Source organism: Phytohabitans sp. LJ34 (genome assembly GCF_052068095.1).
In the GTDB taxonomy this organism is placed as follows: domain Bacteria; phylum Actinomycetota; class Actinomycetes; order Mycobacteriales; family Micromonosporaceae; genus Phytohabitans.
The window spans coordinates 114,133-126,007 of record NZ_JBQHDG010000005.1; the positions used below are offsets into that span (position 1 = coordinate 114,133).

At 71.9% G+C, this 11,875-nt stretch carries 11 protein-coding genes; 5 read left to right on the top strand and 6 right to left on the bottom strand.

The features are described from left to right. The first annotated feature begins 31 nt into the window (after positions 1-31). Together ACTMTJ_RS10565 and ACTMTJ_RS10570 are read left to right on the top strand one after the other, a co-directional pair. Positions 32-490 carry an Lrp/AsnC family transcriptional regulator gene (locus ACTMTJ_RS10565; protein WP_441215973.1) on the top strand — a complete coding sequence of 153 codons (459 nt, stop codon included), beginning with the start codon at positions 32-34 and terminating at the stop codon, positions 488-490. A 43-nt stretch (positions 491-533) separates the two neighbouring features. Continuing rightward, positions 534-2,474, top strand: a complete 1,941-nt coding sequence (locus ACTMTJ_RS10570) for a beta-propeller domain-containing protein (protein ID WP_441215974.1) — start codon at positions 534-536, stop codon at positions 2,472-2,474. Positions 2,475-2,605: 131 nt separating this feature from the next. On the opposite strand, the gene ACTMTJ_RS10575 is transcribed toward ACTMTJ_RS10570, so the two are convergent. Further along, positions 2,606-3,682, bottom strand: a complete 1,077-nt coding sequence (locus ACTMTJ_RS10575; protein WP_441215975.1) for a T3SS (YopN, CesT) and YbjN peptide-binding chaperone 1 — start codon at positions 3,680-3,682, stop codon at positions 2,606-2,608. 92 nt (positions 3,683-3,774) lie between these two features. On the opposite strand from ACTMTJ_RS10575, the gene ACTMTJ_RS10580 reads away from it, so the two are divergent. Together ACTMTJ_RS10580 and ACTMTJ_RS10585 are read left to right on the top strand one after the other, a co-directional pair. Further along, positions 3,775-6,042, top strand: a complete 2,268-nt coding sequence (locus ACTMTJ_RS10580; RefSeq protein ID WP_441215976.1) for an FdhF/YdeP family oxidoreductase — start codon at positions 3,775-3,777, stop codon at positions 6,040-6,042. Positions 6,043-6,067: 25 nt separating this feature from the next. Next, positions 6,068-6,565, top strand: a complete 498-nt coding sequence (locus ACTMTJ_RS10585) for a hypothetical protein (protein WP_441215977.1) — start codon at positions 6,068-6,070, stop codon at positions 6,563-6,565. Between the two features lie 4 nt (positions 6,566-6,569). Here ACTMTJ_RS10585 and ACTMTJ_RS10590 read toward each other — a convergent pair whose 3' ends face one another. The 3 genes from ACTMTJ_RS10590 to ACTMTJ_RS10600 all read right to left on the bottom strand — a co-directional run bounded on the left by ACTMTJ_RS10590 (position 6,570) and on the right by ACTMTJ_RS10600 (position 9,198). After that, a complete protein-coding gene (locus ACTMTJ_RS10590; protein WP_441215978.1) occupies positions 6,570-6,803 on the bottom strand; it encodes a DUF6457 domain-containing protein in 234 nt (77 codons plus the stop codon). Next, positions 6,800-7,396: a molybdenum cofactor guanylyltransferase gene (gene mobA, locus ACTMTJ_RS10595; RefSeq protein ID WP_441215979.1), complete on the bottom strand. Its 597-nt coding sequence runs from the start codon at positions 7,394-7,396 to the stop codon at positions 6,800-6,802. The genes ACTMTJ_RS10590 and mobA overlap by 4 nt, the downstream gene beginning before the upstream one ends. Before the next feature lie 113 nt (positions 7,397-7,509). Continuing rightward, on the bottom strand, positions 7,510-9,198 hold the full coding sequence (locus tag ACTMTJ_RS10600; RefSeq protein ID WP_441215980.1) for a DUF4394 domain-containing protein: 1,689 nt from the start codon (positions 9,196-9,198) through the stop codon (positions 7,510-7,512). Positions 9,199-9,327: 129 nt separating this feature from the next. On the opposite strand from ACTMTJ_RS10600, the gene fdhD reads away from it, so the two are divergent. Beyond that, positions 9,328-10,176: a formate dehydrogenase accessory sulfurtransferase FdhD gene (fdhD, locus tag ACTMTJ_RS10605; protein WP_441215981.1), complete on the top strand. Its 849-nt coding sequence runs from the start codon at positions 9,328-9,330 to the stop codon at positions 10,174-10,176. Between the two features lie 59 nt (positions 10,177-10,235). Here fdhD and ACTMTJ_RS10610 read toward each other — a convergent pair whose 3' ends face one another. After that, positions 10,236-11,255 (bottom strand): DUF4192 domain-containing protein, encoded by a 1,020-nt coding sequence (locus ACTMTJ_RS10610; RefSeq protein ID WP_441215982.1) that lies wholly within the window; start codon positions 11,253-11,255, stop codon positions 10,236-10,238. 89 nt (positions 11,256-11,344) lie between these two features. After that, positions 11,345-11,851, bottom strand: coding sequence for a GNAT family N-acetyltransferase (locus ACTMTJ_RS10615; protein WP_441215983.1), 507 nt, complete (start codon positions 11,849-11,851; stop codon positions 11,345-11,347). Positions 11,852-11,875 lie beyond the last annotated feature (24 nt).

Here is an 11,875-nt window from a genome sequence, read left to right on the forward strand (position 1 = left end):
GCCGGAAATCTTGCGTCGGAGAGGCGAAGCATTGCAGATCGACGACGTAGACCAGCGAATCATTGCGTCCCTGGTCGCCGACGCACGCGCTTCGTATGCGGACATCGGCGCCCGCGTTTCCCTCTCCGCCCCAGCCGTGAAGCGACGGGTCGACCGGCTGCGCGCAGCCGGGGTGATCCGGGGATTCACGGCCGTCATCGACCCGGCCGCGGTCGGCTGGACCACCGAGGCGTTCGTCGAGCTCTTCTGCGCGGGGCGCACCACGCCGGCGCAGATCGCGGTCGCCGTGCGGCGCCTGCCCGAGGTCATCGGCGCGTACACCGTCTCCGGCGAGGCGGACGCCCTCGTGCACCTGCGGGCGGCGGACATCGCGCACCTCGAAAACGCCCTGGAACGGCTGCGCGCGCAGACGTTCGTCACCTCGACGCGCAGCACGATCGTGCTTTCCCGGCTCGTCGACTCCCCGACGGTGGTGGCGGCACCGACCTGATCCCACCGGGAACGACTGCCGCCTACGCGGCGTCCAAGCCCGCATGACACCGAGACTCGCGGTCGCCGCGGGCGCGCCGCTCGCCCTGCTGGTCGCCCTCGCCGGGTGTACGTCTTCGCCGGAGCCGCCCAGCCCGCCGGCACGGCACGATCCCGCCGTGCCCGCCGGGCAGTTCAAACTCGTCGCGTTCGACTCCTGCGCCGAAGGGCTCGCCTTGATGAAGAAGGCGGCCAAGGAGTACGTCGGGCCGTGGGGCCTCGGCGGCGGGATGCCGTTCGCGGAGGGGGGCGCGCGTTCGGCGGCCGGTGCCGCGGAGGACTCCGCCGCCGGCTCCAGCGCGAAGCAGGCGCCGAGCTACTCGGGCACCAACACGCACGAGGCCGGCGTCGACGAGCCCGACCTGGTCAAGACCGACGGCCGGCGGATCCTGACGATCCAGCAGGGCGTGGTGCGGGTCGTCGACGCGGGCTCGCACAAGCTCACCGGCAAGCTCGACCTCGCCACCGGCGACGACGACCCGGTCCGCTGGGGCGAGGGCTCACTGCTGCTGCACGGCGACCGCGCGCTGGTGCTGATCCGCGGCGGCTGGTACACCGCCGCCGAAGACTCCGCCCGGCCGGCCGGTATCGCCAGCACGCGGGTCATCCTCCTCGACATCTCCGGCGCGCCGAAGAAGATCAGCGAGTACGAAGTGGCCGGCAGCCTCGTGGACGCGCGCCAGGTCGGCGCGACCGCCCGCGTCGTGGTGCGCTCCTCGCCCCGCCTGGACTTCCCGTACCGGGAGGGCCTCTCGGAAAAGCAGCAGGTGGCCGCCAACAAGCGGATCATCGACAAGGCCACCGCCGACGACTGGTTCCCCCGATACACCGTCAAGACCGGCGGCACCACCGACAAGGGCGTGCTGGGCTGCGACCGCTACTCCCGCCCGGCCACGTACTCGGGCACCTCGCTGGTCACTCTGCTCAGCTTCGAGCTCGGCGCGAGCGGCCTCGGCGACGGTGACCCGGTCGGCGTGGTGGCCGACGGCGACACCGTCTACAGCAACGGCGTCAACCTCTACGTCGCCAACGACCAGCGGTGGCGGGTGATGGGCTGGCTCCAGCGCAGCAACGGCGAGCCCAAGCCGGAAGACGAGATCACCGAGATCTACCGCTTCGACATCTCCAAGTCCGGCCGGCCGGCGTACGTCGGCTCCGGCTCGGTGCGCGGCTGGCTGATCAACCAGTACGCGATGTCCGAATGGGACGGTCACCTGCGCGTGGCCACCACCAGCGGTCGCACGTGGGGCGACGCGCCAAGGTCCAGCTCGACCGTGTACGTGCTGCGCCTGGCCGGCGGTGCGATGCCGGAAGCCGGCAAGATTACCGGGCTGGGCAAGGGCGAGCGCATCTACGCCGTACGCTTCGCCGGCACGACCGGGTACGTCGTGACGTTCCGCCAGACCGATCCGCTGTACACAGTGGATCTCACTGACCCGGCCAAGCCGCGGGTCGCGGGCGAGCTGAAGATCACGGGCTACTCCGCGTACCTGCACCCGGCCGAGCCGGGCCGCGTCATCGGCGTCGGGCAGGAGGCCTCCGAGCAGGGGCAGGCACAGGGCACGCAGGTGTCGCTCTTCGACGTGTCCAACCTGGACAGTCCCTCGCGGCTGGCGCAGCACCACGTGAAGTCGGCGCACTCCGAGGCCGAGTACGACCCGCACGCGTTCCTCTACTGGCCCGAGGACAAGCTGCTGGTGATGCCGCTGTCGGTGTGGGAGCGAGACCGCGGGAGCAACGGCGCGCTGGTGCTTCGTGTCGGCGACACCGCGATCACCGAGGTGGGCACCGTCTCGCACGAGACCAAGACCGACCAGCCCGGCATCGGCATGATCCGCCGCTCCCTGGTGATCGGCGACGACCTCTGGACGGTGTCGGACAGCGGTCTGAAGGCCACCAACTTGTCCACGTTGGACACCCGAGCCTGGCTCAGCTGGAGCGACTGATGGCGGCACCACTGGGGAGCGACCCCGCCAACCAGCGCCTTGGATGGGCGATCGCGCACCTCCCGGCAAGGGAGGCGCGCGATCGTGCGCCCGACCCCGAAGACGAGGAACGCGACCGCCGGAAGAAGTAGCTACAAGTACATGCCGGTGCGGTGGTCGTCCGCGTCGCGGTGGGCGGGTTTGTCGCCCTCGCCGAAGAAGCGCTTGCCGCCGAACTCGCCGTGCAGCCGATCGTCGAGCTCGTCGGCCAGGCCCGTCATCACCTGGACGGCGAGCATCAGGTGGGTGGGCTGGAAGTTGCGGCCAAACACCGGGATGGACGCCCACACCGTGTCGTTGGTGCAGTAGAGCCGGCCGATCGGCATGCGGTTGGTCAGCTCGGAGAGCTTGACGTAGAGCTGCTCGGTCGGCTCCACCTCGGTGAGCACGGGCGAGAAGACGTCGACGAGCGGCGGGTTGTCGCGGACCCGCACGAACACCATCGCCGAGCCGGCGCGGATGCCGATGTCGCCGTCGGAGTCGACCTGGAGCTGGTCGGGCGCGCTCTTCATCATCGCGGCGACGACCATGCGCACCTGCTCGTCCAGCTCGAGCACGTCGTCGGACTCGCCGCCGCGCACGACGCGCTCGGCCAGCTCGACCTCGTCGTCGTCGAGGAGCATCTCGGGACGGGCGGTGCCGAGCGGGTCGACCGGCAGCGGCTCGTCTTCGGCGTCGTGCACGACATAGACCAGGAACGCGGGGTGCGGCGCGCCGTACACGTCGCGGAGCGTCCGGGAGATCGTGGCGGCCAGCCGCACGGCCTCGGCGGTGGTCGAGCGGAGCCCGAACTGATCGCCCGAGCCCTCGACCACCCCGGGCGGCGACCAGCCGAGCGCCACGAGGTCGGCGACCGCCGCGCGGTCCATCCGGAACCCGGGCGGGAGGCTCGCGTTGCCCACAGCCAGCGCGTTGATCCGGCCGTCGTCCTCCACGGTGAGGCTCACCGAGTACACGGCGTCGCCGGTGCCGGACGCGGTCGGGTCGAGGGTCAGCTCCACGTGTGCACCGATAGGCAGCTTCGCGAGTGTGGCCGCCAGCGCTGTGGCGAACTCCCGCCATGCCTCGGTCACCTTGGAGCGCAGGTCGGCCGTCGTCGGCTCGTCGAGCAGGATGGTTTCCGGGGCCTGCCCGCCAGCTACGTCGGCTTTGCCCTGGTCCTCGGTCATGATCGCCTCCGTCCGTCAGCCACACCCTACCGAGCGGTTGGGGCGCGAACTGACCACCGGTCATTCAAGGGCTACGGGGCTATTGTGCAGCTATGGCGAAAGGGGCGCCGCGCGACGATCCAGGCGACCGTGACCTGCGGATCGAGACACCGAAGCGCACAGCGGCCGGGTTGCCGGGCGTCACACACGCGCTGAGCGCGGGGTTGGCCCAGATGGGGGTCCGCCGCACCGCGCTCACGCTGCTGCGCATCAACCAGCCGAGCGGCTTCGACTGCCCTGGCTGCGCCTGGCCGGAGCCGGCGCCGGGTGCGCGTTCTCACACCGAGTTCTGTGAAAACGGCGCCAAGGCGGTGGCCGAAGAGGCCACGCTGCGGCGGATCACACCCGAGTTCTTCGCCGCCCACCCGATCTCCGAGCTGGCCGAGCGTTCCGACCACTGGTTGGGACAGCAGGGGCGGCTCACCACGCCGGTGGTGCGCCGCCCAGGGTCCGACCACTACGTGCCAATTTCGTGGGACGAGGCGTTCGCGTTGACCGCCGGGCACCTGCGCGCGGTCGAGCCGGACGAGGCGGTCTTCTACACCTCCGGGCGCACCTCCAACGAGGCGGCGTTCCTCTACCAACTGCTCGCCCGGTCGTACGGCACGAACAACATGCCCGACTGCTCCAACATGTGCCACGAGTCGTCCGGCGTCGCGCTCACCGGCACGATCGGTATCGGCAAGGGCTCGGTGACGCTCGACGACATCCACCGCGCCGAGCTGATCGTGGTCGTGGGCCAAAACCCGGGCACCAACCACCCGCGCATGCTCTCCGCGCTCGAAGAGGCCAAGCGCCGCGGCGCGAAGATCCTGGCCGTCAACCCGATGCCCGAGGCGGGGCTGATCCACTTCCGCAACCCGCAAAAGGTTCGTGGCCTGGTGGGCAAGGGCACCCCGCTGGCCGACCGCTTCCTCCAGATCAAGGTGGGCGGCGACCAGGCGCTCTTCCGCGCGATCGCCGCGCTGCTTGTCGAGTGGGGTGCGGTCGACCAGTCCTTTGTAGACCGCTACACGAGCGGGTTCGAGGCGTACACCTCCGTCCTTCGCACGCTCGACTGGGCTGACGTGGCCGCGGCGACCGGCCTCGCACGGAAGGAGATCGAGGCCGCGGCCCGCATGTTCGCGTCGTCGGGCGCCACGATCGTGTGCTGGGCGATGGGCTTGACCCAGCAGCGCGAGGCGGTGGCGACCATCCGCGAGATCGTCGACGTGCAGCTGCTGCGTGGCATGCTCGGCAAGCCGGGCGCCGGCCTGTGCCCGGTGCGCGGCCACTCCAACGTGCAGGGCGACCGCACCATGGGCATCTGGCACGAGCCGCCGTCGTGGTCGGCCGCCGCCGGCGACCTGCTCGGCGTCTCCATGCCGACCCGCCGCGGGTACGACACGGTCGATGCTCTCCGCGCCATGCGCGACGGTCGGGTGCGGGTCTTCATGGCCCTGGGCGGCAACTTCGCGTCCGCCACGCCCGACACGGCCGTGACCGAGGCGGCGCTCCGCTCGTGCGCGCTGACCGTGCACGTGTCGACCAAGCTCAACCGCTCGCACGTCGTGCCCGGCGCGACGAGCCTCATCCTGCCCTGCCTCGGCCGCACCGAGCGCGACCGGCAGGAGTCGGGCGAGCAGTTCGTCACCGTCGAAGACTCCATGTCGTCGGTGCACGCCTCCCGCGGCCGCCTCGCCCCGGCCTCGCCCGACCTGCTCTCCGAGGTCGCGATCGTCACCCGCTTGGCCCGCGCGCTGATGCCCGAGTCACCGGTGCCGTGGGCCGAGTACGAGGCCGACTACCGCACCATCCGCTCGGTGATCGCGGCGGTGGTGCCGGGCTTCGCTGACTTCGAGGCGAAGGTCGCCGACCGGGCCGGCTTCACACTGCCGCATCCGCCCCGCGATCGCCTGGAGTTTCCGACACCCAGCGGGAAGGCGATCTTCACCGCCGGGCCGCTGTCGGTGATCCGGGTGCCCGAGGGCCGGCTGCTGCTCCAGACGGTGCGCAGCCATGACCAGTACAACACCACGATCTACGGGCTGGACGACCGCTATCGCGGCGTGCACGCCGGGCGGCGCGTGGTCTTCGTCAACCCGGAAGACCTGGCGGCGCTGGGCGTTGCCGACGGCGACATGGTCGACATGGTTTCCGAGTGGACAGACGGCGTGGAGCGGCGGGCGAAGGGCTTCCGCGCGGTCGCGTACCCGTCGGCCCGCGGCTGCGCCGCCGCGTACTTCCCTGAGGCAAACGTGCTGGTCCCGCTCGACTCGACGGCGGAAGGCTCAAACACCCCCACGTCGAAGCAGATCATCATCCGTCTCGAACCGGTGTAGCGGCGCATCACTAGCATTGGCCGCGATGAGAGCCGCGCTGGTTCGTACGACCGCGGTCCTGATGGCGATCGGGATCGCGGCCGCCGCCTGCGGTGACGACCCGGCCGACCCGGCACCCACCTCGCCGCCCCCGGCGTCCGCGACAGGTTCGCCACCGGCGCCCTCTCCGTCGGCGAGTGACGCCGAGGCACAGGTCGAGTTCTGCGCAGACCTCAACGGCTTCGCCACGGCCGCTGGGCCCGCGTTCGACCTGGGCATCCTCGCGCTGATCGACGGAGAGTCGGCCAACGAGCGAAAGGATCTGAGCGGCCTCGTCGACTCGATGGTGCTGCACGGCACGCTCCTCCAGGCGCGGATGCCGGCCGAGCTGGCCGACGACCTGCGGACGGTCGTCGCCGCGGCGGGTGAGGCCAAGGCAAAGCTCGCGGCGAAGGTTTCCGCCGGCGAAGCTGTCGAGCCGTTGCAGACCGAGAAGGTGAAGGCCGCGCGCGAGGCGGTGGTGGCCTACCGGGGGTCGTGCTGAGGCGCTACGCCTCGGCGCCCGCGCGCTCGGCCAGCGCGGTCAGGCGAGCGGCGGCGTCCGCCGGATCGGCGCCGCGCCCCACGGCCAGACCCAGCAGGTAGGCGGAGACCGGCGCGCCCGGACGCACCACGTTGTGCGCGACGTCGCGGGCCAAATCGAGCACAAGCTTGACGTTGGCGTCAGCCACTTCCAGGCCGAGCTCGGCGCAGGCCGCCTCGGTCCACTCGTTCAGGTTCATCGGGCCCATTCCTCCGCTTGACGCAGGTCTTCGTCGGTGTCGCAGTCGAACCACGGTGGCGGGCCGGGCTCGGTCCAGGCGACCTCAGCCACATCCAGCCCGGCGAAGAGGGCCCGCATCGAGGCGCCGGCCAGCCCGCGCCCGGCGGCCAGGCGATCGATCGGCGCAAGCAGGGAAGGCGCGCGCCAGACACCGCACAGCAGCTGGCGGCGGCCATCACCGTCCACGTAGAGCGCACCATCCACTGTGGACGCCGCGAGCCGCTGCCGGAGGCGGGTGACCGCGGCTCGGGTCAGGAAGGGGAGGTCGGCGGCGAGGAGGGCCACGTCGCCGGCGTCGCGGGGGAGGAGTGCGATCCCGGCGGCCGTCGCGGCGACCGGCCCCGAGCCGGGCGGGTCTTCGACCGTGGTGATGACTCCCGTGGGCGGCTCCGCCGGCGTCGCGCCGACCACGACCACCGGCGCGGCGTCGGGGACGGCACGCAGCACACGGTCGAGCATGCTGCGGCCGGCGACCGTCAGCGTGGGCTTGGCGGCCCCGCCCAGGCGCCGCCCAGCGCCCCCGGCCAACACGATCGCCGCGAAACCCCGCACACCCAGACCGTAGCCGCCCCGCGACCGCCACGCCGAGATTCGGCATGCCGCGGGGCGCGCACCCGCCCCGGCCCTCCCACGAATAGGACCGGGGCGGTCTGTGCGAGTAGTGCCTAGACGCCGCGCGGGGCGACCGCGAGGGTGGTGAGCGTGCTGCCGCGGCCGAGCTTGCCGATCAGGCGGGCCTTGCCGGACCCCAGGTCGATCGCGTAGATGCGGCTGCCGCCGGAGCGGGACAGGGCCGCGATGGCCTCACCGTCGGCGGCGATGTCGAAGCCGCCGGCCGAGTCGACGTTGAGCGTGAGCTTGCCGGTCGTACGCAGCACGCCGTCATTTGGCGGGGCCTGCACGGTCAGCACGTCGATGCCCGTGTCGATGTCGTACAGCGTCGTGGCGGTGGTGCCCACGAAGCCATTGGTGTACGCGGCGTGCGCCACCTTGGGCTTGGCCTTGGCGTTGCGGTCGTCGGCGGCGTAGACGAGCGGTTTGTCGACGCCCGCCACCGCGCCCGTGTCGGGGACGAGGCGCAGGTTTTGCCCGGACGAGGTGACCACGCGCAGCCGGTCGACGACCGGGTTGACGTCGAAGCCGACCGCGTTGCCGAACACGGCGGGGCTGAACGGCGTGCCCACCGCGGTAGCGGCGGCCGTGCGCGGGTTGACCGTGTAGATCTGGTTGGTGCTGCCGAGCGCGTAGAGCTGGCCGTTGGCCGGGCGCACGTCGATGCCGAGCACCTTCTCGCCGGCGGCGAGCCCGGTGATCGGCTGCTGCGAGCGGATCTTCAGCGAGTCGCGGTCGAAGCGGACCAGGTCGTTGCGGGCCGTCGTGGCGTACACGGTGGTGGGCCCACCCGCCGAGGCGGTGATGCCGACGACGCCCTTCGGCAGCTTGCCGCGCGGGCTCGCCTTGCCGGTGCGCAGGTCGACGCGGACCAGGCGGGTGGTGTCGCCGTCGCCCTTGACCCGCACGGCGGCGATCGCGGTGTAGTCGGCCTCGTCGAACGTGTCACCCTTGGCCGCGCCCACGATGTCGAACCCGTCGAGCCCGAGCACGTCGACGCCGAGGCGGCCGACCGGGAAGAGCTGGCCGGTGTTGGGTGAGACGGGCGGCATCACGCCCGGCTTGGTGCCCTGGAGCACCAGGATGTCCTTGCTGCTGTCGATGTCGTAAAGCGCGGTCGACGTCGCGCCCGCCACGCTGTTGGTGTATCCAGCAGCGGTCACGCCCTTGCTGGCCAGCGCCGTGTCGACGCCCGCGACCGCGCCCGTGGTGGGGTCGATCCGCAGGTTTTGCCCGGTGTCGCTGATGATGCGCAGCCGGTCGACGGTCGGGTTGAAGTCGACGCCGAACCGCTTGCCGGAGAGCGCGGTGGTGAACGGGGTGCCGACCGGCGCCGCGGCGCCGGTGGCCGGGTCGATCACGTACAGCCGGCTGGTGCTGCCCACGGCGTAGAGCTGGCCATTGGCTGGCCGGGTGTCGATACCCACGAGCTTTTCCCCTTCTGCCAGGCCGGTGATGGCCAGGCTCAGCTCCTGCCGGCCGGTGCCGAGCTTGTCGAACCGGTGGAGCCGGCCCTCCTGGGTGACGACGAAGAGGTCACCCCGATCGCCGTATCCGTCGCCCGCCCGGCTCCGCGAACCGGCCAGCTCGGCCGGGGCGTCGTCGCCACCACCGCCCGGCATCCACGTGCCGATCGAGACCATGCCGGTGGCGACCGCGGCCAGCGCCGCACCTGCGAGGCCAGCGGTCAGCGCGGTCGCGGTGACCGAGACCCGCCGCACCGTTCCTTTCCTCGAACCCATCGGGTTTCCTCCCTCATGAACCCCCGGCTTTCGGCCGGCTTCTGTCAGGGCTTCGGAGGGGGCACCCGCCGCTGATGGGTCGCTCGCGAACGGGTGGCACGAATTGGGGAGTCAGGGGAGATTGGGGAGATGGGCAGGGCAACGGACCGGCGCACGGTCCTTACGATCGACACGAGCGGGCGGGGCACCGTGGAGCGGCGGGACACCCTCGCCGCCGAAGAGCCACTGGAGATCCGGGTCGGACCGGCCGGGCCGGCGCCGCGGCGCCCGCTGGCGGTGACCATGCGCACGCCGGGCGACGACCTTGACCTGGCCATCGGGTTTCTGCTCACCGAGGGTGTGATCCGCCAGGCAGACGACGTGGTGACCGCGCAGCTCTGCGCGGGCACCGACACGCCGAACACGTACAACGTCGTGGACGTGGTGCTCGCCGGCCATGTGCCGCCGCCGGAGACCGACCCGGCCCGCAACTTCTACACCACCAGCTCCTGCGGTGTGTGCGGCAAGGCCAGCATCGACGCCATCCGCACCCGGTCGCAATTTGACGTGGCCGGCGACCCGGTCGGTGTGGACGCGCAGGTGCTGGCCGCCCTGCCGGGCCGGCTGCGTGCGGCCCAGCGGGTCTTCGAACGAACCGGCGGGCTGCACGCGGCGGGCCTCTTCACCCCGTCGGGAGAGCTCGTGGTGCTGCGCGAAGACGTGGGCCGGCACAACGCGGTCGACAAGGTCGTCGGCTGGGCGGTGCGCGAGCAGCGACTGCCACTGCGCGGCCACGTGCTGCTGGTCTCCGGCCGGGCCAGCTTTGAGCTGACCCAGAAGGCGTGGATGGCCGGCCTGCCGGTGCTCGCCGCCGTGTCGGCGCCCAGCACGCTCGCCGGTGACCTGGCCGCGGAGGCCGGCATGACGCTCGTCGGCTTTCTCCGCGGCGAGACGATGAACGTCTACACGGGTCACCACCGGGTCAGACCTGGGGCCTGATCCGAAAGGGTTGTCGGGGCGGGCCGGAGCCCGGACCCAGCCCAGCGCGGACTTTGCAATCAGGCCCTGGCCGGGCGGCGGCGCGGCCGGCGGCTGCCCACCCGGGCGTGTGGCGGCATCGGAAACGACTCCAGAGCGGACGGCGGGATGCCGCGGCGCAGCACGTCGTCGAGGAGGCGGGCCATCGAGTAGGCCGGATCGGCGTCCCTGGCCCGCTCCACCGCGGCGACGGCGAGGGCGCCCTGCCCGGACCGCCAGGCGGCGAACGCGAGCAGGCACGCCGGCGCCGGCACGAGGTGGGACTCCGCCCGGCGCAGCACGTCGACCCACAGCTCGATGTGCCACTCGTCGACGCCCACCCGCTCCCACGCGTAGTCGCGGACCGGCAGGTGCTTGAGCAGCACGGTCAACCAAGCGACCTCGTCGTCGCTGAGGCGGCCGCCTTCGCGGTGGCAGCGCATCGCCTCCCGCACCGCGGCGGCGCCGAGCTGACGCAGCGACCGGCTGCCCAGCAGGTCACCCGGCGGCGAGGTGGCAAGCATGCTGCTCAGCCGCGCGGTGGCACGCTCGGTCAACCGGCGCATCGACTCGCGGGTCGCACCGCCGATCGGCGCGATCTGCCGCACGAGCGTGTCGCGGTCGGGGAGCGCCACGTGCCCGGCGTGGGTGGCCGCGGCGGCCACGGGGCTGGCCACGGGGTCGTATGCCGTGCCCTCGGGCGGGCAGCAGCCCTCGCCGGGGCACGCGTAGGACCAGTAACGCCCGTCGGCCACGCGCAACGCGTCGATCACGCCGACGCTGTGTCGCTCCAGCGCCGCGCGGATGGCCAGCACGGGCTCGCGCGCCCGCTCGTCGGTGCCGTAGCCGACGACGGCGGCGGTGTCGACGTCCTGCCGCATGACGACGGACGTCACGTACTCCACGAAGGCGGGCGGCTCGCCCAGGTCACCCCGGGCGGCGAAGACCACGTGGCGGGCGCGGAGCCCCACGACGACAACGCTGTCGCGCGGGTGGAAGCCGAGCAGAAACGGGATGGCGGCGAGCAGGTCAGCTGGTGTGCGGAGGGCGAGCGGTGTCATGTGGGCAGCTTGCGCTGGCCTGGATGAGATCAGAAGGCCCTGTGGACGACACCCGGGTTATCCACAGGCACGCTCAGTAGTGGAGCAGGTCAGGACTTAAATCGGAGCTCGTGAATGTCGATGTCCTGCCGCCACGCGTGCTCGCGCCGGCCGAGGTCGAGCGTCAACTGGAGCGCGGAGAGCACGTCGTACCCGGCCGCGTGCAGGCTGCGGATCGCGTCCACGTTGCGCGACTCGGGGGAGATCGTCAGGTAGGCCAGCCCACGCCGCCGCGCTTCGTCGGCGACGTGCCCGAGCAGCGCCCGGCCGACGCCCTGGCCGCGGTGTGCCTCGGTCACCACGACCGGCTCGACCTCGCCCGCCCGGCCCTTCATGATGAGGCCGACCAGCCCGACGACGCCGTCTTCGCCGTGGTCGGCGACCCACATGCCGGACAGGTCCAGCCTGGTCAGGTAGTCCTCGAACGCCGCGCCGGGGTCGGCGCCACCGAAGCCCGGGTCGTCGTAGAGCGCCCGGTGCCGCTCGGTCAACTCGACCCACAGCCGCCGGCCGGCGCTGTGGTCGCCGGGCCGGTACGAACGGATCGTCACCGCCATGACGTCATGCTTACCCCTGTTAAG

What these genes read in the sequence shown, in the direction of transcription:
- ACTMTJ_RS10570 (WP_441215974.1), top strand. Translation starts at nt 534, where the DNA reads ATGACACCGAGACTCGCGGTCGCCGCGGGCGCGCCGCTCGCCCTGCTG.
- ACTMTJ_RS10575 (WP_441215975.1), bottom strand. Translation starts at nt 3,682, where the DNA reads ATGACCGAGGACCAGGGCAAAGCCGACGTAGCTGGCGGGCAGGCCCCG.
- ACTMTJ_RS10580 (WP_441215976.1), top strand. Translation starts at nt 3,775, where the DNA reads ATGGCGAAAGGGGCGCCGCGCGACGATCCAGGCGACCGTGACCTGCGG.
- ACTMTJ_RS10585 (WP_441215977.1), top strand. Translation starts at nt 6,068, where the DNA reads ATGAGAGCCGCGCTGGTTCGTACGACCGCGGTCCTGATGGCGATCGGG.
- ACTMTJ_RS10590 (WP_441215978.1), bottom strand. Translation starts at nt 6,803, where the DNA reads ATGAACCTGAACGAGTGGACCGAGGCGGCCTGCGCCGAGCTCGGCCTG.
- ACTMTJ_RS10600 (WP_441215980.1), bottom strand. Translation starts at nt 9,198, where the DNA reads ATGGGTTCGAGGAAAGGAACGGTGCGGCGGGTCTCGGTCACCGCGACC.
- fdhD (WP_441215981.1), top strand. Translation starts at nt 9,328, where the DNA reads ATGGGCAGGGCAACGGACCGGCGCACGGTCCTTACGATCGACACGAGC.
- ACTMTJ_RS10610 (WP_441215982.1), bottom strand. Translation starts at nt 11,255, where the DNA reads ATGACACCGCTCGCCCTCCGCACACCAGCTGACCTGCTCGCCGCCATC.
- ACTMTJ_RS10615 (WP_441215983.1), bottom strand. Translation starts at nt 11,851, where the DNA reads ATGGCGGTGACGATCCGTTCGTACCGGCCCGGCGACCACAGCGCCGGC.